This window comes from candidate division WOR-3 bacterium (assembly GCA_039804025.1).
Taxonomy (GTDB): Bacteria; Hydrothermota; Hydrothermia; order Hydrothermales; family JAJRUZ01; genus JBCNVI01.
In genome coordinates this window covers 1-21,082 of the sequence record JBDRZP010000014.1, presented here as the reverse complement: position 1 = coordinate 21,082, position 21,082 = coordinate 1, and the positions used below count along the sequence as shown (strand labels likewise).

24 protein-coding genes are annotated in these 21,082 nt (G+C 28.3%); 10 read left to right on the top strand and 14 right to left on the bottom strand.

Annotated features, from left to right (window positions below; all coding sequences use genetic code 11):
• Positions 1-43: 43 nt before the first annotated feature.
• From ABIN73_06255 to ABIN73_06205, 11 genes are all read right to left on the bottom strand, one after another.
• On the bottom strand, positions 44-1,099 hold the full coding sequence (locus tag ABIN73_06255; protein ID MEO0269324.1) for an Mrp/NBP35 family ATP-binding protein: 1,056 nt from the start codon (positions 1,097-1,099) through the stop codon (positions 44-46).
• 283 nt (positions 1,100-1,382) lie between these two features.
• The gene (locus tag ABIN73_06250) at positions 1,383-2,012 is read right to left on the bottom strand and encodes a hypothetical protein (GenBank protein MEO0269323.1); all 630 of its coding nucleotides are present in this window, start codon (positions 2,010-2,012) and stop codon (positions 1,383-1,385) included.
• Between the two features lie 1,079 nt (positions 2,013-3,091).
• Positions 3,092-3,445, bottom strand: a complete 354-nt coding sequence (locus ABIN73_06245) for a nucleotidyltransferase domain-containing protein (protein ID MEO0269322.1) — start codon at positions 3,443-3,445, stop codon at positions 3,092-3,094.
• Positions 3,442-3,843 (bottom strand): HEPN domain-containing protein, encoded by a 402-nt coding sequence (locus ABIN73_06240; protein ID MEO0269321.1) that lies wholly within the window; start codon positions 3,841-3,843, stop codon positions 3,442-3,444. The genes ABIN73_06245 and ABIN73_06240 overlap by 4 nt, the downstream gene beginning before the upstream one ends.
• Before the next feature lie 247 nt (positions 3,844-4,090).
• Positions 4,091-4,873, bottom strand: a complete 783-nt coding sequence (locus ABIN73_06235; protein ID MEO0269320.1) for an arginase family protein — start codon at positions 4,871-4,873, stop codon at positions 4,091-4,093.
• Positions 4,870-5,169: an antibiotic biosynthesis monooxygenase gene (locus ABIN73_06230; GenBank protein MEO0269319.1), complete on the bottom strand. Its 300-nt coding sequence runs from the start codon at positions 5,167-5,169 to the stop codon at positions 4,870-4,872. Before ABIN73_06230 ends, ABIN73_06235 begins: the two co-directional genes overlap by 4 nt.
• Before the next feature lie 22 nt (positions 5,170-5,191).
• Positions 5,192-5,734, bottom strand: a complete 543-nt coding sequence (locus ABIN73_06225) for a hypothetical protein (protein ID MEO0269318.1) — start codon at positions 5,732-5,734, stop codon at positions 5,192-5,194.
• A 54-nt stretch (positions 5,735-5,788) separates the two neighbouring features.
• Positions 5,789-7,465 carry a methylmalonyl-CoA mutase family protein gene (locus tag ABIN73_06220; GenBank protein ID MEO0269317.1) on the bottom strand — a complete coding sequence of 559 codons (1,677 nt, stop codon included), beginning with the start codon at positions 7,463-7,465 and terminating at the stop codon, positions 5,789-5,791.
• A 17-nt stretch (positions 7,466-7,482) separates the two neighbouring features.
• The gene (gene meaB, locus ABIN73_06215) at positions 7,483-8,406 is read right to left on the bottom strand and encodes a methylmalonyl Co-A mutase-associated GTPase MeaB (protein MEO0269316.1); all 924 of its coding nucleotides are present in this window, start codon (positions 8,404-8,406) and stop codon (positions 7,483-7,485) included.
• Positions 8,403-9,368 carry a DUF4388 domain-containing protein gene (locus ABIN73_06210; protein ID MEO0269315.1) on the bottom strand — a complete coding sequence of 322 codons (966 nt, stop codon included), beginning with the start codon at positions 9,366-9,368 and terminating at the stop codon, positions 8,403-8,405. Before ABIN73_06210 ends, meaB begins: the two co-directional genes overlap by 4 nt.
• The gene (locus tag ABIN73_06205; protein MEO0269314.1) at positions 9,355-11,220 is read right to left on the bottom strand and encodes a tetratricopeptide repeat protein; all 1,866 of its coding nucleotides are present in this window, start codon (positions 11,218-11,220) and stop codon (positions 9,355-9,357) included. Before ABIN73_06205 ends, ABIN73_06210 begins: the two co-directional genes overlap by 14 nt.
• Before the next feature lie 63 nt (positions 11,221-11,283).
• Between ABIN73_06205 and ABIN73_06200 the strand changes: the two genes are divergently transcribed.
• Positions 11,284-11,970: an HAD hydrolase-like protein gene (locus ABIN73_06200; protein MEO0269313.1), complete on the top strand. Its 687-nt coding sequence runs from the start codon at positions 11,284-11,286 to the stop codon at positions 11,968-11,970.
• Here the strand turns inward: ABIN73_06200 and panB are convergent.
• Together panB and ABIN73_06190 are read right to left on the bottom strand one after the other, a co-directional pair.
• On the bottom strand, positions 11,967-12,758 hold the full coding sequence (gene panB, locus ABIN73_06195; protein MEO0269312.1) for a 3-methyl-2-oxobutanoate hydroxymethyltransferase: 792 nt from the start codon (positions 12,756-12,758) through the stop codon (positions 11,967-11,969). The two genes, ABIN73_06200 and panB, sit on opposite strands and share 4 nt — an antisense overlap.
• Before the next feature lie 85 nt (positions 12,759-12,843).
• Positions 12,844-13,464 (bottom strand): superoxide dismutase, encoded by a 621-nt coding sequence (locus tag ABIN73_06190; protein ID MEO0269311.1) that lies wholly within the window; start codon positions 13,462-13,464, stop codon positions 12,844-12,846.
• A gap of 110 nt (positions 13,465-13,574) precedes the next feature.
• Between ABIN73_06190 and rsmA the strand changes: the two genes are divergently transcribed.
• Both rsmA and ABIN73_06180 read left to right on the top strand, forming a co-directional pair.
• Positions 13,575-14,327, top strand: coding sequence for a 16S rRNA (adenine(1518)-N(6)/adenine(1519)-N(6))-dimethyltransferase RsmA (gene rsmA, locus ABIN73_06185; protein MEO0269310.1), 753 nt, complete (start codon positions 13,575-13,577; stop codon positions 14,325-14,327).
• A complete protein-coding gene (locus ABIN73_06180; protein ID MEO0269309.1) occupies positions 14,324-15,085 on the top strand; it encodes a tRNA (adenine-N1)-methyltransferase in 762 nt (253 codons plus the stop codon). Before rsmA ends, ABIN73_06180 begins: the two co-directional genes overlap by 4 nt.
• Here the strand turns inward: ABIN73_06180 and ABIN73_06175 are convergent.
• The gene (locus ABIN73_06175) at positions 15,078-17,042 is read right to left on the bottom strand and encodes a hypothetical protein (GenBank protein MEO0269308.1); all 1,965 of its coding nucleotides are present in this window, start codon (positions 17,040-17,042) and stop codon (positions 15,078-15,080) included. The genes ABIN73_06180 and ABIN73_06175 overlap by 8 nt on opposite strands.
• Positions 17,043-17,133: 91 nt before the next feature.
• Between ABIN73_06175 and nikR the strand changes: the two genes are divergently transcribed.
• The 7 genes from nikR to ABIN73_06140 all read left to right on the top strand — a co-directional run.
• Positions 17,134-17,547: a nickel-responsive transcriptional regulator NikR gene (gene nikR, locus ABIN73_06170; GenBank protein MEO0269307.1), complete on the top strand. Its 414-nt coding sequence runs from the start codon at positions 17,134-17,136 to the stop codon at positions 17,545-17,547.
• Between the two features lie 113 nt (positions 17,548-17,660).
• A complete protein-coding gene (locus ABIN73_06165; GenBank protein MEO0269306.1) occupies positions 17,661-18,404 on the top strand; it encodes a hypothetical protein in 744 nt (247 codons plus the stop codon).
• 10 nt (positions 18,405-18,414) lie between these two features.
• Positions 18,415-18,987, top strand: coding sequence for a hypothetical protein (locus tag ABIN73_06160; protein MEO0269305.1), 573 nt, complete (start codon positions 18,415-18,417; stop codon positions 18,985-18,987).
• A complete protein-coding gene (locus ABIN73_06155; GenBank protein MEO0269304.1) occupies positions 18,960-19,379 on the top strand; it encodes a hypothetical protein in 420 nt (139 codons plus the stop codon). Before ABIN73_06160 ends, ABIN73_06155 begins: the two co-directional genes overlap by 28 nt.
• Positions 19,366-19,995, top strand: a complete 630-nt coding sequence (locus tag ABIN73_06150; GenBank protein MEO0269303.1) for an energy-coupling factor ABC transporter permease — start codon at positions 19,366-19,368, stop codon at positions 19,993-19,995. The genes ABIN73_06155 and ABIN73_06150 overlap by 14 nt, the downstream gene beginning before the upstream one ends.
• Positions 19,992-20,597: a CbiQ family ECF transporter T component gene (locus tag ABIN73_06145; GenBank protein ID MEO0269302.1), complete on the top strand. Its 606-nt coding sequence runs from the start codon at positions 19,992-19,994 to the stop codon at positions 20,595-20,597. Before ABIN73_06150 ends, ABIN73_06145 begins: the two co-directional genes overlap by 4 nt.
• Positions 20,579-21,082 (top strand): ABC transporter ATP-binding protein (locus tag ABIN73_06140; GenBank protein MEO0269301.1); only part of this gene is annotated, 504 nt, incomplete at its 3' end. The genes ABIN73_06145 and ABIN73_06140, both read left to right, overlap by 19 nt.

Genomic DNA, 21,082 nt, shown 5'->3' with positions numbered 1-21,082 from the left:
TGGGGCATTCTGTTACCAGCATACGGGTCTCCAAAGGGCTGATTTATAAGAAAGAGCTATGAGTTAAAATGCTTATTTTTGAGGCAACTTTTTCAGCAAGTTTTTTAAAGGCATCCTTTGATGGAGAATCAGGAGTTAAATCATAATAGGGCTCACCTTTTTCAGAGTATTCAGAAATTAAAGGGTCAAATGGAATTTTTATATAATCTTCAAGACCAAATTCACTTGAAAGAATCTCTCCACCCTTTCCGCTGAAAAGTTTTGTCATTTTACCGCAATGAGGGCATATAAACTCACTCATATTTTCAACAACCGCAAGTATAGGAACATTCATTTTTTTAAGAAAATTACCTGCTCTCCGGACATCAGAAACAGAGACATCCTGTGGCGTTGTAACAAGAACAGCACCTGAGAGTTCAACAAGTTGAGTTATTGAAATTAAAGGGTCTCCGGTTCCAGGAGGTAAATCCACTATTAAATAATCAAGTTCACCCCATTCAAGGTCAAAGAGCATCTGTCTGTAGGCAGTATGAACTATTGGTCCTCTCCATACAACAGCTTGATCCGGATTTGTCATAAAACCTATTGAAATTATTGGAATTCCATGATAAAGTGGAGGAACAATTTTATCTTCTTCATTTACAAGGGGAGGGGCTTTTGTTTTTCCCATAATTGAAAGGGTTGGGCCATAAACATCTCCATCAAGTAAACCGGTTCTTGCACCTAAACTTTTAAGAGCAAGAGCAAGGTTAATTGAAACAGTAGATTTTCCAACCCCACCTTTTCCACTTACGATACTTACAATATGTTTTATACCTTTAACTTTTCTATCAGTTTGAATTCTTTTAGAAACAACATTTGCATCCATTGTAACAATTACATTTTCAACCCAAGGAAGTTTTCGCACAGCTTCTTCAGCTTCTTTTTTTAATTTATCTCTTATAGGACAGGCTGGTGTTGTGAGGGTGAATTTAAAAGAAACAGTGCTATCACATACCTTAATATCGCTTATCATATTTAAAGAAACAATATCCCTACCCAATTCTGGGTCAATAACCTTTTTTAAAGCTTCTAAAATTTCTTTAATTTTCTCTTCCATTTTTTTCTCCTTTTAAAAGAATAATTTAATTTGAAAACAACAGAAAAATCAAATTCTTTTAAAACACATAACATCATAAAAGTGGTATTTCTTGGATTCAAAAAAATCACAAGAGGTGCTCTTTTCCAGAATATTCATAATTTATCCATAACTTTTTGAATTCTTAACATTTAAATCTTCTGGGAGAATTAATCTTACTTTATTCAATATTTAAAACTTTTACAGAGTCTGTGTAATTTCTCATTTTAACTATTTCGCTATATTCTTTTTAAGAATTCTATTTTCAATCAAATTCCTCTTTGGAAGGAATCTTAGAGTTTTGAAAAGGTTCATAGATTGAAAAAATTAGAGCGAACCATAAAAAAATCCATGATAAGGCAAAGATAAAATTTAAAGCTAAAAGGAAAAGAATAAAGAAAATCGGAAAAATGATAAAGACCCACGGATTTATTTTGAAATTTTTTTGAAAAAAATCAAAAAGTGAAATCGGATATTGAATTTTTCCGCAAAAATTGCATATTACACTGCTTTCAAATACTTCATTTTTACAGAACTTACAGATCTTTTTATTTTTCTCTTTTTCCAGATTAATAAAAACTTCTAAATTCTTCATCTCTATATTCAATTTTTCTTTAAATAAATCCTCATTTGTATTTTTAAGAATATTTTCCATTACCTTTTTTGCCTTTTCATATTCCCCCATTCTCAAATAATTTTCTATAAGTTTTTTTAATGCTACATAATTATTAGAAAAAGACAGAATTTTTTCCTTTTTAAAATAATACGAAAGAGAGTTTTTAAATTTAACATAACTTAAAAAAATTCTTGCTCCTTTTTTAATAAGTATAATAGAAGAAATAATAAAGCCAATAAGAATACCTATATCTAAAGCATCGGAAGGAGAAAAGATCATGTTGCTGATAAAAATACTTACAATCAAAGAGAGAAAAATAAATAAAATTAGAATTAAAAATTTAAGAAGGACCCCTTTTTCGATAAATTTTTGGATCAAGTATAAGAAAGAAAAAATTAAAAAAATAAATAAAATCGGAAAATAAGTAACTATAAAGAAAATTATCACAATTATATTATAAGGGGTTTATATTATTTTTCCATTTCGGGTGTTGTAGAATACCATAACATTTTAAGAGTGGTTAGGATTATTAATATATGTTTTTAAAAAATAAAAGTGAATTTTTGCGCACCCTAAAGGGTGCGGCTACCATTAAATTATAGAAACTTTGTTTTTTTGGAAAATTAAGGGTGAAGATAATATGAGGGATAATAGAAACAATATTCTAAAAAACTTGTTAATTTATACCTTAAAAGGTGTAGATTTCCACCTAAAGATTTTATAAAAATGGTAGGCGCAGGCTTTAGCCTGCGAATTTTTACCTTTCCCCATTATCTAATATCTCTTTAAAATTTTTCAAATAGTAGTTGAATTAATCAGGCTGAATAATCTCGTTTAAATTCCACTCAATTAAATGCTCGTAGAAAAGTCTATTAAATCTTTCTACAAAAGCATTAATCTGAGAATCTTCAAGTAATTCTTCAAATTCTCAATTTTTCTTTTTCCTCTTTTCCCTTATTACCACTTTGCTGGTTTTTGCATAAAAAGAAATTTTTGCTTTTGGATTTATAATTTCATCTCTATCTTTAAGATATCTTGTTTTTTTGCAATAGTAGAAGCGGAAATTGGCTTTATTCCTTTATTTTTACAAAATTCATCTAATTCTTTTTTCAAAGGAATTTGTCCAAGTAGCGGAATTTCCCATCTCCTTTTCTTTATATATTCAATAACTTCAGGATAAAGAATCCTTTTGTTTTCTCCTTATCGGTGCCCTTGATTCAGGAATAAGAGCAGAAATATGATAATTATAACATAACATTTTAAATTCTTTCGGTCTCATAAAATAATTTTAAAGTATTTCTCTATCTTTATTCAATAATTCTATTATCTCTTTAAAATTTTTCAGTTAAAGGAATAAATTAAACCTCAATAAAATCTTCTCTGATAAATCTTTTAAACCAGTCTTCATATTGAGATTCGGTAATTAAATGAAGTTGAAAGGGAGTGAAAAGTCCAATACGGGATTTTATCATTGTTCTTATTAGACGGTTATCCTCCCAATTTTCCGATAAATTTTCTGAAATAATTAAAACATCAATATCACTGGCTGGTGTCCATTTACCTTTTACAACCGAACCAAATACTAAAACTTTAACCGAACCTAAAAGTTCTTCGCTGATTTTTTTAATTTTTTTACAGTATTCTACATAATTTTCAAAATATTTTCTTTTCTCTTCCCAGATTTCTTTATCAATATCAACTAATGTTTTCATGGCTCAAAAAATTTTTCTTTGGTTATCTTTTCAGTTAATTTGATAAATTTTTCACATTCATTTATTAATTTTTCTGTTAAACTTTTACTAAATTTCTTAGGATAATAACGGGAAACAAAATAAGCATCACTTAAATCATCAAGAAATAACTCATTTTCTTTTAAATACTCAAGGATTTCTGAACTATCATAAGCCTTAGAAAGTTCTTTAATTAATTCTACTAAATAATGAATCTGTGGCCAGTTTCCCAATCTTTTGCCAATTAAATATTTCAACCATAATTGCAAAGATTGCTCCAAACTAAAAGCACATAGATTGTATCTTTCCTTTTGAAATAGATCCAAAGCATTTTCCCAGAACTCTTTCGCTCTTTCCTTTAAAAAATCAATTTTCCCCATAACTTTTAACCCTTCCTTTCGCAAATATTTGATTTATATAGGGATAGATTACTCCACTATCAAAAGTAATAAAAACCTCTCTATCTCTTTCGAAATTAAAAGGTTTTATCTTTTTTTGGCTTACACCCATAACTTTATATTATATTTTATAAAATTCTCATTTTTCTTTAATTCAAATCCAGTTATTAGTGTTTTTTAATTTCGGTTGAATAAATCTCAAGAAGCCAATAAAAATTAATAATAAATTTTAAAGAGACTTTAAAACAATAAACTCACGAATTAGTGTAGCAAAAATAGTTCCTGAAATAAGGGGATTTCCTCTTAAAGGATTAAATTCAACAAAATCAGCAGAAACTATGTAATTTTTTATTCTATTTAAAATTTCCATAACTTCCTCAAAACTCAAACCACCTGGAACAGGATTTGTAACAGAAGAAAAAAATTCAGGTTTAAAAACATCTAAATCAAAGGAAAGATAAAAGTTTCCTTTAAGTTCTAAAAGTTCCTCCTTTTTTAAAATCTTAAAGGGGGTTTCAGGAAAATTTTCCCTTATTCCATATAAAAATACTTCATCTTCCCTAATAACTCTTTCCTCATAAAGCCTTTTTAACCAGGTAGCATGATTCAGTTTAGAATCCATAAATAAATCCCTGAAATCAGTATGAGCATCAAAAATAAGTAATTTAACATCAGGATATATATTTTTAACTGACTTAAAGATAGGATAACTTATAGTATGATCACCACCTATAAATAAAACCATTTTACCACTTTCTAATATTTCACTGGATTCCCTTTCTATCAAATCAATCGCTTCAATAAATTCAATTCCAAAACAGGAAATATCCCCCTTATCTTCAAAATCCTCACATTCCTTATTAAAATAAAAACTTTTTGTTTCTATATACTCTGAACAGTATCTTAAAAAATAAGGTGAAAGGGCACATCCACCTGAAGGTGATATAAATTCAAAGGGAACACCCTTAATTAAAATTTTAGCATTCTTTTTATCCTTACCAAAAAATTTCATCCACTTTCATATAATAATTCATAGATACTAAATTCATTCTGTTTTAAAAAAAATTCTGAAGGTGGCGAATCCTTATGAGCCTCCTTAAAATCCTCTGAATTAACCCAGTTTAAAAAATCTTCTTTTGTTTCCCAGTATGTAACTACAAGATAATCATTCCCTTCAAGAGGTTTTAAAACTTCCATTTTTCTAAAACCCTTCTTTTTCTCCACAAGTCTCTTTCTTCTCTTAAACCTTTCTTCCCATTCCTTCTTGAATTCATCCTTAACAAAAATTCTATTTATGGCTATAAACATAAAAACCTCCTTTTTAAATCTATTAATGAGCACAAATTCCACCATATAAACCTGTTATCATTACAAGTATTACAACTATAACTCCAAAAAATATCTTTATTATTTTTGGTATTTTTAAAAAGGAAAGAAAAAGAAATATCCATATAGAAATTATCGTAAATATTCCAAACTGCTCATGTAATTCAACAAGATACTCTTTCTCCTTTCCTTCAAAAAACTCACTTTGTGCCTCACCAGTGAAATAAACAGGAATTGTAAAGGCTGCTGCTAATATGAGCAAAAATCGCGCCTCTTTCTCATTACCTGGAAATAGAAAAAAGAGGAAAGCTAAAAGGGAAAGAACTATTGGAAAATGAATTAATTTGTTATGAAGATGGGAAAATAGAATATCCTTTATAGGCGGCAAAACAAACTTTTCCTCAATTTTTTCTTCACCTTCTTGACCTTCCTCTTGAGGTGAAACAATTTCCTCTTTTTCAACTCCTTTTTCTTCATGCTTCTCATGTGAAAAAAGCGGAGTTGAAGTTAAAAATAAAATAAAGAAAAAAATTAAAAATTTTTTCATAAGGATAATATAATATTAATCTTAAATTAATTTCAAATTTTTAATAAATAAAAATCAAACAACAACCTTTTCCCTAAATACTCCATACCTTACTTTCAGAGTATCAATTATTTCTCCTTCAGTAGCATATCTTTTAACACATTCAATAATATAAGGCATCAAATTGAGACCTCTATCAGCTGCTTTTCCAAGTTCATTAAGGGCATTTTGAGTCGCTATATTATCCCTTTCAGATTTTACTTTATGCAAAAATTCAATCTGCTTTTTCTCAAGTTCAGGATCCATTTTAAAAGGTGGAACTTCTATTTTTTCTTCAGGGTCAACATACTTATTAACCCCAACAATAATATATTCCTGTGATTCAACTCTCTTTTGAAATTCATAAGCAGCATTTGCTATTTCCCTTTTAAAAAATCCTTCCCCTATGCCTTTTAAAACACCATCAAGGAAAGAACCATTACCCATTTTTAAAATCTCATCAAAATACTTATAAGCCTCCTCCTCCATCTTATTTGTAAGTGATTCCACAAAATAACTTCCAGCTAAGGGGTCAATCGTATTTATAACACCACTTTCATAAGCTATAACCTGCTGGGTTCTCACTGCAATAACAGCAGGTAATTCTGCCGGTAACTGTAAGGCTTCATCATAAGAATTTGTGTGGAGACTCTGAGTCCCTCCTAAAACTGCTGAGAGAGCCTCAATTGTTGTCCTAATTATATTAACAAGAGGTTGCTGAGCCTGTAAGGAGCATCCTGCGGTCTGGGTATGAAACCTTAACATCATTGACCTTGGATCTTTTGCCTTGTATCTTTCTTTCATTTCCCTTGCCCATATTCTCCTTGCAGCTCTATATTTTGCAATTTCTTCAAAGAAATCCATATGGGCATTAAAGAAAAAGGATAACCTGCTTGCAAAATCATCAACATTTAAACCTCTCCTTATTCCTGCCTCAACATAGGCAAAACCATCTGCAAGGGTAAAGGCAAGCTCTTGAACTGCTGTTGAACCAGCCTCTCTTATATGATAACCTGATATGGAAATTGTATTAAACTTTGGAAGATGATCCTTTGCAAATTCAAAAATATCAGTAATTATCTTTATGGAAGGTTCAGGTGGAAAAATCCACTCATTCTGAGCGTGATACTCCTTTAATATATCATTCTGAATTGTTCCTCTTAACTTATGGGAAGGCACACCCTGTTTTTCTCCGACAGCAATATACATTGCAAGAATAATTGCTGCCGGTGAATTGATTGTAAAGGAAGTGGAAACCTTATCAAGGGGAATACCATCAAAAAGAATTTCAAAATCTTTAAGAGTATCAACAGCAACACCCTCTCTTCCCACTTCACCCTGTGCCATTGGATGGTCTGAATCATAACCCATAAGAGTTGGCATATCAAAGGCTGTTGAGAGACCTGTTTGACCGTGTTTTAAAAGAAACTTAAACCTTTCATTTGTATCCTTTGCTGTTCCAAAACCTGAAAATTGTCTGATTGTCCATAACTTACCTCTATACATATTTCCATAAACTCCTCTTGTGAAGGGATATTGACCAGGAAAACCAAGGTCTCTCAAATAATCAAGATCTTCAACATCAAGAGGGGTATAAATATCCTTTATTTCAATTCCTGATATAGTTTGATATTTTTCTTTTTCATCCTTGTAATTTTTTCTTACACACTCTTCCCATTTCTTCTTTTCCTCTAAAATTTTTTCCTTTTCCATATCTTTTTTAAAAAAGTTTAAGGGGATTTTAACCCCTTTTTAAAAAATTCAAAAAATTCTTTTTTTATCTCTCTAAAAGGTTTTCCCATTTCTATATCTTTTAAAAATTTCTCAATTAGACCATTCTTTTCAAGAAAAAATTCAATTTCATCCCATATCTCATCCCTTAAAAATTCCATTAAAAATCTTTTTCTTCTTTCTCTAATCATTTTATCCTTTAATTTTGTTTCTTCTAAAAATTTTTTATGAGTAATTATAAGATTTTTCAACTCTTCTATACCTTCGCCCTTTATTCCACTTGTAAGAATTACTTTCACTTTCCACTCAGAATTTGATGGTAAAAGTAAAAGTGCAGATTCAACTTCATTTTTTATTTCCTTTGCACCAGGTCTATCTGACTTATTTATAACATAAATATCACCAATCTCCATTAAACCTGCCTTCATAGCTTGAACATAATCACCGGATTCAGGAGTTAAAACAACGATAGTTGTATCAGCAATATATCTTATTTCAAAATCTGATTGACCTACTCCCACTGTTTCAATTATGATATAATCCATTCCAAAAGATTCCATGGAAAGAGACGAAAGGTAAGTTCTCCTTGATAAACCTCCTATACCTCCTCTTGAACCCAAACTTCTAATAAAAACACCTTTCTTTGAAGCTTCCTCCATTCTTATTCTATCCCCAAGAATTGCTCCACCTGTGAAAGGACTTGTAGGATCAACTGCGATAATTCCAACCTTATTTTTTTCCTCTGCTAAAAGTGAAGCTATCCTATCACTCAAAGTGCTTTTTCCTGCACCTGGAGGACCTGTAAAACCTATCCTGTGTGCTTTACCTTCTTTTTCAAAAATTCTCTTTAAAACATCTGAATCAAGTTCATCAAAATTTTCAATTTTTGTTATAAGTTTTGAAAGTTCCCTAATTGAATTCATGGTGAAATTTTGAATAAATTTTCATCAACACTAAAAACTTTTTGTTCAGGAACAATTTTTTCAATATAAGGGAAAATTCCCCTTTTATAAACTTTCAAAATAAAAAACAGAAAAACAAAAAGAAAAATGAAAATTAAACGAAGTGTAAGGTTAGGTAAAATCAAAGTTTTTTCCCTTTCTCTTTTAACTTTATCCTCTTTAACAACTTCCTCTACAAATTCTTCTTTTTCAGTAAGTTTTTCCACAGGTTCTATTCTTCCCATTTCATATAACCTGTATAAAGCAAAATAGGTCTTAAATTTTCCAAGACCACTTAAATTTACAATTTCCTGAACTGTTCTTCTTGCATTTACAAGCTTCAAAACTTTTTTCTCATCCTTTTCCAGCTCAAGTTCAATCTGTGGTTTTTTTGATGAAATTTTAAAAACCATATCAGAACTTTTGATTTTCTCCTTTATTCTTGGCCACTCATCCTGATGCCAAGCTGCTTCCATTAAAAGGGAATCAAGAGGAAGACTTATCTTAATCTTTGAAAACTTATAAATCTCCTTATCAGGCTCAAATTTATATATTCCCTCTCTCCAGGTTATAACTTCATCTATAACTTCCTGAATCTTAAAGGAAATTATCTCAATCAAATTCTCAGAAGTTATTACACCTTCCTTTACAAGAATTTCCTCAATGGGCTCTCCTGTATCTTCCTGGATTTCCTTTGCTGTTTTATAATCCTGTTCTGATACAAGACCTGATTTTACTAAAAAATTTTCAAGGGATTCAAACTCTCCTTCTCTTATAATATAGGCAGCAACAACTTTTCCATCTTCAAAACCAACTGCTGCTTCTGTTTTACCCTTATAAAAATAAACAACACCTTTTTTTCTTTGCTGGGAAATTAGTTGTAATACATCAGGTGCAGAAAATATCTTCAAACTTCCACTCATTCCCTCACTAAATTGCTTCATCAATTTTACCTCCTGTTAAATAATAAAAAAGAAAAATTAAAAAACTAAATATATAAAGTAAAATACCGAAAAGTTTAAAGGAAGTAAAGTAAATAATAATAAGACCAAGGGAAAAGATAGAAGAACTTATCAAAAATAGTATCATAGAATTATTTATAACAAAGGAAAGCCCGGGAAGTAAAAGATTAACAAATAAAAGAATATTTTTAATTTTCTGTAACCTTTTCATTTTTAACCTCATTGCAATTCTCTGTCTTAATTTTAAGGATTCTGTAGCAAGAATTTCATTTTTACATTTTTCGCAAACCTCACCAAGGGGGGGAATATTTTCTACTTCTCCTAAAATAACTTTTTTACATGCTTTACACCTTTTAATACTTTGTGTGCCTTTAAGGAAAAACATGATAAATAGAATTATAAAAGAAAGAGGCATAAATAGGGATGGGAAAATAAACCTGTTAACAAAAAGAAAAACTTTTTCACTTTTGAATTTATATTTCTTAAAATTTTCGGGGTAGGCATGTAAAAATGGAGTAAGTTTGAATTCCTTTATAACTTTTATGTATCTTTCGGTTTTTTTAGCATCTATGTGATTAAGAATTTCTATTTCTTTTTGAAATAAATCAAGGTCAACCATCTGAAAGGCAACCTGAGATAAATTAAAATGTGCCTCAAATTTCTCTGGATATAAATTAATTGCTTCTCTATAAAAAATACTCGCTGAATCATACTTTCCCTTTAAAAAATATATATTCCCCATCTCAACTAAATAATTGTAAGAAGATTTATTAAATTTATCTCTTAAAAGCTTTTCTGCTTCTTTTATTTCCCCTTTTTTCATATAAATGATACTTTTCATTAAATTTTTCTCCTCAATATTTAGAGAATCCCATTTCTTTAAAAGTTCCTCATCATAAGGGGAATTCATTGTTAAAAACTTAAGATAATAGGGATTGAGAGGGTCTTGAACAAAGGAAAGGGAATAGGGTTCCTTCTGAATGGCAAATAAAGAGACTAAAAAAATCAAAATAAGTAAAATTGAAAGGAAAATTTTTTCTTTAAGTTCTAAAAAGAAAATTGTAGGTATTATTAAAAGAAGGTAAAAAGGAAGAGGCGCTCTTAAAAATAAGAGAATTAAAAATAAAATAATAGGTAAAAATTCGGATTCAGGAAATTGAGAAAGAGTTTTTAAATTAATAAAATAAATTGAATACCTTTTTCTTAATAAAATTCCAAGAAGGAATATAAAAAAAAGAGAATAGAAAAAAAGAATTATAACTCTTAAAAAGGCAAGATTAAAAATTTCTTTAAAAAGGGGATTACCTCTCTTAAAAGGGGAAAAACTGAAAAAGGTTTTTAAAAAATCTAAAAATTTAAAATTTATATAATAAAGTTCGAGTTTTTTAAACCATGCTTTAATATATGTCGGCGAAATAGCCAATGCTTTATCAAGTTCCTCAATTTTTAATATAAAAAGGGGCTCCCATTCAGATTTTTTAAAAAAGTATTCTGAAATTTCATAAATATCCTCTACTCCCTTTTTTTCTTTTGATTTTAATAAAAGTGGAATAAGTTCATCTTTAAACTCTTTCAAATTTTTTATATCACAAATCATATACATCAAAAATATATTTGCTGGCTCAAGATTTGAGAAAAACTTAGCTTTTTCAAAATCATTCCTTGCCTCTTCAAATTTTCCCATTTTTTCTTCTTTTATTGCTTTAATAAAATAAACAAAGGGATTTTCTGAATTTTCCTCTCCTTTTAAAGCACTTTCATATAAAAATTTAGCCCTTTCAAAATCTTTCTGAAACCAGGAAGAAGTGATAATAATAAAAAGTATTATTTTCATATGAATTTTTATAAAGTATAAATATTTTTGAGAAAATTTATCAAATCTTTTATAATAAAAAATATGGATAAAATCATGCTCCTTTTTGATATTGACGGAACACTTATTTATTCAGGTGGAGCAGGAACAAGGTCTATTGATAAGGCTTTTTTTAAAAAATATGGATTAAAAGAAGCTATGAAAGATATTTCTCCTGATGGAAAAACAGATCCCTTAATTATTGAGGAAGTATTTTTAAAAAAATTAAATAAAAAACCAGAAAAAAAAGAAATTGAAGAAATTCTTGAAATTTATCTTGATAATCTCAAAAAGGAAATAGATAATCCAGGTTATAAAATCTTTGAGGGAGTTCCGGAATTTCTCGAATGGGCACAGAAAAAGGAAAAATTTTTATTAGGACTTGCTACAGGAAATCTTGAAGAAGGTGCTGAGATAAAATTAAAACCCTCTTATCTTTTAAAATACTTTAAGTTTGGCGGTTATGCCTCTGATTCCTGGGAAAGAAGTGAAATTTTAAGAAAAGCATATGAAAAGGGAAAAAAAATTGCAGAAAGAGAAAATTTTAGAATTTTAGATGTTTATGTAATTGGAGATACACCAAGAGATATTGAGGCTGCAAAAAAGGTAAGCTTTAAATCCATAGGAATGGCTATTTTTAGATTTTCAAAGGAGGAACTTTTAAAAGCAGGTGCTAATTTTGTTTTTGATAATTTCAGGGACTTAAAAAAATTTTTTGAAAAATTGATTTAATAGATTTCTTTTTCAGAAGGGTAATTTCCTTTAATAACATCCTCTTTAAATCTTAAAAGGGCATTTTTTATTCTTTCCCTCAAATCTTCATAGGTTCTTACAAACTTGGGATAGGGTTTTTCTGTATAACCTAATATATCCCATACAACAAGAATCTGACCATCACAGTATCTTCCAGACCCAATTCCTATTGTTGGAATTTTTAAACTCTCTGTGATTTCTTTTGCTACATCTTCTTTTACACCTTCAAGAACAATGGAAAAAACTCCTCCATTTTCTAAAAGTTCAGCATCTCTTTTTAATTTTTTTATACTTTCTTCAGTTTTTCCCTGAACTTTATAACCTCCCATTTTTAAAATCCACTGTGGAGTCAAACCTATATGACCCATTACAGGAATACCGTTTTTAACAAGGTATTCAATTACTTCAAGGGACTCTTCTCCTCCTTCAATTTTAACAGCATCACATCCTGCTCTTATAAATTCACCAGCATTTCTTATTGCTTCTTCTTTTGAAATCTGAAAGGATAAAAAGGGCATATCACCGACAAGAAGGGAATATTTTACACCCCTTGCAACTGCCCTTGTAAAAACGAGCATTTCATCCATTCCTATTCTTAAAGTGTTATCATATCCAAGCAAAACATTAGAAACACTATCACCAACAAGAATAATATCAATTCCTATTTCATCTTCAATTTTAGCCATTTGATAATCATAACTTGTAAGGGCTACAATTTTTTCCTTTCCCTTTTTTGCAATTATATCGTGAATTGTTAATTTTTTCATATAAAAATTTTAAAATAAATTATTTTTAATAAAAAAATAGATCCTTAAGAATTAAAAAAATTAAAAATCTTCTTTTTTGAGTTTTCTATCTAATCTTTTTTAAAGCCTCCTCATAATTATCTTTTACTTTATCCCAGTTTATCACATTAAACCAGTTATCCACATATTCTGCTCTTCTATTTTGATACTTTAAGTAATAAGCATGCTCCCATACATCAAGTCCAAGAATGGGAATATAACCTATCATTAATGGATTATCCTGATTAGGAGTTGAAAAAACATAAAGTTTTCCAAATCTTGATAGAGAAAGCCAAGCCCATCCTGAACCAAAATGATTCTTTGCAGCATTTGCAAATTTTTCTTTAAAAGAAGAAAAAGAACCAAAATCCCTTTCTATTGCCTTTAAAAGCTCTCCTTTAGGCTCTCCACCATCTTTTTTCATAACTTCCCAGAAAAGTGAGTGATTAAAATGCCCTCCACCATTATTTCGCACAGTAATCTTTATATCCTCTGGAATAGAATCAAGATTTCTTAAAATTTCCTCAAGAGAATATTTTTCAAGTTCGGGATATTTTGAGAGAGCATTATTTAGATTATTTACATAGGCAGCATGATGCTTTGTGTGATGAATCTCCATTGTTTTTGCATCTATATAAGGCTCCAAAGCATCATAAGAATAAGGTAAATCGGGTAATTTAAAAGCCATTTTTAACCTCCTTTTTATTTTAATTTAGTTTTAATTTTAAACTGAATATAAATATATCATTTGTTTATTAAAAATGCAAGTTCTGTATGAGGATAATTTATAATTAGTAAGTGAAAAAAAGATTCTCGCAGGTTTTTCTTGTGAATAAGAAAGTGGCAAGAGAAATGATAGAAAAAATGAATTTAAAAAAGGGGGAATATGTTCTTGAAATAGGTCCTGGTAAAGGAATATTAACAAAGATACTTCTTGAAAAAAAAGTCAAGGTAATCGCAATTGAAATTGATAGAAATTTATGTAGATATCTAAGGGAAAATATTCTTGACCTTGATTTTTCTCTCATTGAAGGTGATTTTCTTAAAATAAACATAAAGGAAATTTTAGATAAATTTAATCTAAAAAAAGTAAAACTTCTTTCCAATGTTCCCTATAATATTACAACACCACTTCTTATTAGATTGATAAGGGAAAGGGAAAACTTCTCAGAAATCTATTTAACCCTTCAAAAAGAGGTTGTTGAAAGAATTAATGCAAAACCAGGAACAAAAGAGTTTTCATCCCTAACAATATTCATAAACTTTTATACGGATATAAAAGTTTTAATGCCAATCCCAGCACATTTTTTTTACCCAAAACCAAAAGTCAATTCCCTCTTTTTCAGAATGATACCAAAGGAAAAATTACAAATTGAAAAAGAAAAGGAAGAAATTTTTTTTAAATTAGTAAGAAGAGCCTTCCAGGAGAGAAGGAAAAAAATAGGTAAAATATTAAAGGAATTCGGTCTTTACGAAAAAGTTCCAGAAGAAATTAGAGAAAAAAGACCTGATCAAATTTCTATTGAGGAATATATTAAAATAATTTTATGAAAGTTAAAAAAGGTGAAAAAATTTTAATTTTAAGTGAGGATAATAAATTTGAAAGAATTATTGAAAAGGAACCCTTAAAAGAAATCCATACACACCTTGGAAAAATTGTTATTCCTGAGAATTTGAAATATGGCGATAAACTTATGAGTTCAAAAAATAAAAAATTTTTTGTTTTAAAACCCTCAACAAGTGATTTGATGTTGAAAATAAAAAGAAAAACAACAATAATTTATCCAAAGGATGCAGGATTTATAATCCTTGAACTTGGAATAAGAGCAGGCTCAAAAGTTTGTGAAGTTGGAACAGGAAGTGGTTCTTTTTTAACCCTCATATCAAGTATAGTTGGGAAAAAAGGAAAAATTTATACCTTTGAAAGAAGAAAGGAATTTTATGAACTTGCAAAAGAAAATATTTTAAGGTATAAACTTTTTGATAACATAGAGTTTCACTTAAGAGATGTGGAAAAAGAAGGATTTCCTGATATAAAAGTAGATGCAGTATTTATAGATATTCCAGAACCATGGAGTGTTATAAGACATACCATAAAAATTTTGAAAAAAGGACATCCTCTTGGCTCTTTATCACCAAATATAGAACAGATTCAGAAAACTAAAAAGGAAATGGAAAATAATGGATTTGTAAGAATAAGAGTATATGAAATTTTATTGAGAGAAATTATGATAAGAGATATAGGAACAAGACCAAAGGAGTTTGGAATTACCCACACAGGATACTTAATTTTTGGAAACCTTACTTAAAACCTTCTAAAAAGTTAATTGCTTTTAACTTTTCTCTTAACTTATCAAATTTACCCTCATATTTTTTATCACCTAAAATCTCTAAAAGATAATAAAATATTAATTTCTCCTCGTTTGAAAGAAATTTTTCCTTTTGCTTTATTTCTTCTAATGAATCAAACATTTTTTCCTTTTTTCCACTTTTATAAAAACCTATTGCATTTACTAAATTAACAGAATTTTGCTCAATTTTAGAGGAAGGTTTATAATATTCTAAGGATTTATCAAGGTAATAAAATCCCTTATCAGCATCACCTTTAAAGAAATAACATTTAGCCATATAAAGAGAAATATTAAAAATAGTGAGAGGTCTTTTTGATATTTTCAAAATTTCTTCAAATGATGAAATTGCCTCATCAAATTCCCTTTTAAAAAAATGTATAATTCCCTTTAAATAAAAATATGCAGTCCCATCATAATTTTCAGGGAACAATTTTCCAAGATTTTCTATATCCTTAAGACACAACCCTGCTTCGTCAAATTTTCCAAGAAAAGCATAAACATAACCGAGATTAAAGAGCCCTATTATATTTTTAAAATTAGGTATATCAGTATAGGCTCTTTTCTTAAAAAGTACAATTGCCCTTTCAAGATCATAGCCGTATGCTTTTACAACATAACCCAGAGTATTTGCTATATCACCCACAAAGTCAGAATATCCTAAATCCATTGCAAGGGAAAGAGCTTCAAGTAGACACTCCTCTGCTCTTTTTGTTTCTTCCATAAACAGAAAACTTCCTCCCACCCTATAAAGAAAATAAGCTCTCACAGCTTTAGAAATTTCACCCTTATTCAAACTTTCCCACTCTGAAATTATTTTATCATCCTTACCGGTTTCCCAGTTATATAAAAGTTCAAAAATTTTTAAATATTCCCTTTCTTTCTCTTCTGAATTTTCAATTGAATTTTTTATTAATTTTTCACTTTTTTCAAAATCATATTTCCTCAAATAGAACTCCCCTTTAAGGGCTAAAAGGAAAGGATAAGTTTTTAACTTCTCATCCTCAATTTCTTTTACTATATATCTTGTATAATAAGAAAGGTGATAATCAAACAGAACCTTTTCAATATTTTTTTTAATTAAATTCTCCATTTCTTCAAAGTTCTCATACTTTCTAAATAATAAAATTGCCTCCTCAATTAATTTTTCATTCTCAAAAATCTCTCCTATTCTTTTGTAAATTTCCTTATCAAGGGAAATTAATTTTTCAAATTTTTCCTTTATAAATTTTGAAAATGTTAAATAATAAAAATTATCCTTTAAAGTTCTTCTAATCTTATAAAGTGGGAAAAAATTTTTATTTATGAAATTTATATTTCCATTCACAATACTTTCCTCTAAACCAGTCAAATGAGAAATAATACTTGCGTTGAATAATGGCAAACTTAAAGTTAAAGAAAGAATATTTTTTATATCTCTATTATCATTAAAAATCCTTTCAAAATTTTCATAAACACTCTCAATGAAGGAATCTATTTTTTTTGAATTAATTTCATCTAAATCAAGAGAATATATAAAATCGCAAGACCCCCTGGATAATACAAAAAATTTCAAGTTCAGAAAAAATTCTGAAAGATTTTTTAAATAAGGAAAAAGTGATTCTGGAAGATAGGGCAAAAAAATAACAAGGTCTTCCCCAACATTCCTGTATTGGTCAATACTTTCGTAAAAGAATTCACCTTTCTCTTCTCCATAATCTTTCAGAATCTTGAAAAATTTTATAAGAAAGAGCTCCCTATCCTCAAAATCATAATAAATTGTAATAGTAGGATATTTAAGAAATTTAATAAGATTATAAGCATAAATCTCAGCTTTCAACAGATCCTTACTTTTTAAAACAATAATTTTCTCATCTTTTTTTAATATATTTTGAAAATCAAAATCAAATATTATTGAAGAAGGATATTCTAAGATCATTTTAAAAAATTATAAAAAAAGAAATAAGTTAAAATACAATTTGAAAACTTTAAATTTATCATTTATAATGTTTAATAAGGAGGTAATTTAATTGACAAAACTAAAAAGATTCAGTGTATCACTTGATAGTGATCTCGTATTAAAATTTGATAAGGAGATTAAAAAGAGAAATTATCCAACAAGATCAAAAGCAATAGGAGACCTAATAAGAGAATATCTTGTCAAAAAGGAATGGATGGAGGGTAAAGAAGTTGTAGGTGCAATTATACTTATTTACAATCACCATAAAAGGGAACTTGTAAATAAATTACTAAATATTGAGCACCATTTTCATGAAATCATAATCTCTTCACAACATGTTCATCTTGATGAGAATAATTGCCTTGAAATAGTCCTTGCAAAAGGAAAACCAAAAGATATAGAAACTCTCGCAAATAAATTAAAATCTACAAAAGGCGTTAAATACAGTTCGCTAAGTATCGCAACTACAGGAAAAGAAATTTAAATAAATTAAAAACTTGAATTTCTTCTCTTATTAATGTATAATTAAACAGTAATACATTTTTTAAAAATGTAACACAAATAAAGGTTCAAATCCTTTAAAAGGGGAGGGGAAAAATGAAAAAAATATATGTAATAATAAGTGTCCTTTTAATTACTGATATAACTTTTTCAAAGATTTATGCTCATCATGCAATGGAATATATAGAAATGGAATCATATTCAACTGCACCAAAAAATCAAAAAGTATTTCATCTTCATTATGATTATTTTGTTGAAAATAAGGATAATCCTGATTTAGACCACTGGGAATTTACACCAGGAATTTCCTATGGAATAACAGATTATATTATGTTTGATGTTCATACCCATTTTTCAAAATTTGGTAAAGGATATACTCTAAATAATATTGAACTTTCTCCTTTCATTGAGGCGATAGCATTTTCACTTCAAGGAAGAATTAAAAAATTTACATTTATTGATTTTGCTTTTGTTTTATCTTATGAAACTCCTTTTAAAAGAAGCAGAGAATATCTTGATGGAAAAGAAGTTTTTGAAGGAAAAATAATTTTAAGTAAGGATTTTGGTGTCCATTCAAATATATGTTTAAATTTAAATTTTATAAAGGATGGTGATGAATTTTTAAAGGAATGGGCATTTGGCATTAAAAATCCTTTATCCTCTGACCCGCATGGTATTGCAGGTGGGATTGAAATTCTCGGGGATTATGAAGGTTCCTTATTTTTCCTTCCTGGAATTTACATCCCAATTGAAAACTCTCTTATAAAAACAGGAATCGGATTTGGTAATTCAAAATCAACAAATTTGAGGGCAAATTTAACTTTAATGTATAGATTTTAAGGAGAGAAAAATGAAAAAATTATTTTTTATTTTATTTTTCTTAAATTTTTTATATTCCCATGATTTCTGGATAGAAATATCAAATCCTTTTCCAAAATTAAATGAGGAGATAAAGATATTTATAAAAGGAGGACACAAAATTTTTGAATCTGAATTTGCTCCAAAGGAAAAACTCATAAAAGAGTTTAAACTTGTTGAGCCTGATGGAAATGAAATCAATCTTGAATATAAAAAGGAAAAAAATTATCTTTTATCCTCTTTTAAAATAAATAAAGAAGGGGTATATCTTATTTACTTTATTCTTTCAAAGCCTGATGGAGAAATCTTTTATATAGGAAAGAATTATTTTTATGTTGAAAAATTAACAGAATTTAAAAATTTAGATTATGATTTTGAAATAAATTTAAAGGATTTTGATTTTTCAAAAGATAAAGAAATAAATTTCCCTCAGGGAAATTATGAATTCATGAATGAAAAGGGAAGCGGATTTTTTAAAAATTCTTATAAAGTTAAAAAAGGGTTAAATCTTTTAATTAAAAGGGAGAAAGGTAAGGTATGCACATTAACATTTTATTCACATTGATTTTAATTTCCCATGGTGTTGATTTTGAATTTTTTGAAAATGCAAAAGGTATAAGATTTTTTTATGAAGATGGAACTCCGATTTCCTTTGCAGATTATAAAATATATTCACCTGATGGTAAAATTTTTTCAGAAGGAACCCTTGATAAAAATGGAAGGGTTTTATTTTTCCCTGATAAAATTGGTAAATGGAAAATAGAGGTTGATGATGGAATGGGTCATGGAATTATAAAGGAATTTGAAATAAAAAATCTGGAAAAGGAAGAGTTTATAAGGAGTTCAAAAATTCCTATTTATTTTAAAATCCTTTTTGGTATTTCAATAATATTTAATTTCACAGGAATAATTTTTTATATAATGGCAAATAAAAAGTTAAAAGATGCATATACCTGATGGATTTTTAGATGTAAAGACAGTTTCTTTAACAAATGCTTTTTCAATCTTGACACTTATTTATTCAATTAAAAAAATAATAAAAAAAATTTCCCCTGAAAGAGTTCCGCTTCTCGGTCTTTCAGCCTCCTTTATTTTTTTAATAGAGAGTATAAGTTTTCCTGTTCCTTATGGAACATCGGTTCATCTTCTTGGTGCTTTTTTTATCTCCCTTATATTAGGACCTTTTTCTTCATTTTTCATCTGTTTTTTATCCCTTTTTCTTCAGGCATTGATTTTATCCCATGGTGGAATTTTAACAATTGGAGCAAACTCCTTCAATACTCTCTTTATTTCCTCTATTTTAGGATTTTATATCTATAAATTTTTCTTCAAGATTTTCCCAAAATTTGAAAACATTTTTATCTTTTCAATTTCAATATTTACAGTTTGTCTTGGCAGTTTCTTTGTAACCCTTGAACTTTCAATTTCAGGTAAAATTTCTTTTTACAAAAGTTTTTTCCCTATGATTTTTTCCCATTTTATAGCAGGTATAATTGAAGGAATATTTACAGTTTTTATGATAAATTTTTTAAAAAAGATAAAACCCGAAATTTTAAAAATTGAAAAAATATGAAGCATCATTTTATTGACAGGTTTTATTTTAAAAAGGGAATTTTGCAAAAAATTTCCCCTTCAATAAAATTTATTTTTTTAATTCTTCTTCTTTTTTTAATTCTCCTTTTACCTCAGAACCTTATTTTTTATTCCCCCTTTTTCTTATTAATCTCAATTTTCCTTATAATCTCAAAAATACCCATTTTTTATTTTTTAAAAAGAATTGTTTTAATTTTACCCTTTTTAGCAATTATTTTTCTGCTTTCCATTTTAAATAACAAAAGTTTATTAAGTTTTTTATACTCTCTTTTAAAGTCCCTTTTTTCAATATCTTTTATAATCATTTTCCTTTTTACAACAAAAATGGAAGATTTCTTTAAAATTTTTGAAAAAATTCCCTATGGTTTTTTAATTTCCCTTATTTTTTCTTTCTTATACAGGTTCTTTTTTCTTCTTTATGATGAGATTGAAAGGATGAAAAGGGCGATGATTTCAAAAGGTAAAAATCCTGATTTTAAAAGTTATTTAATTTTTTCAGGAAACATATTCATAAGAACTTATGAAAGAAGTGAAAGAGTTTTAAAAGCAATGGTTTCAAAAGGATGGAAAATAGAAAGGTAAAAATAGAAATAATAGATTTAAGATTTTCTTATGAGGATAAAAAGGAGGTTTTAAAGGGAATAAATTTAAAGGTTTATGAAAATGAAACTCTATCAATTATTGGTGAAAATGGCTCTGGTAAAACAACTTTTCTTTTATGTATTGCAGGTCTTTTAAAATATGAAGGAAAAGTTTTAATTGATGGTAAGGAATTTAATGAAAGTTTAAGAAAAAAAATAGGTTTTTTATTTGAAAACCCAGATGATTCATTATTTATGCCAAAAGTTTATGATGATGTTGCCTTTGCTCCAAAGAATTTTGGATTTAATGGTAATTTAGATGAGATTGTAAAAGATGCACTTAAAAAAGCAGGGGTTTCAGGATTTGAAGAAAGAATTCCCCATCATCTTTCTTTTGGAGAGAAAAAGAAGGTTTCCCTTGCAACAATCCTTTCCTATAATCCAGAAATTTTTCTTTTAGATGAACCAACACTCGGTCTTTCACCA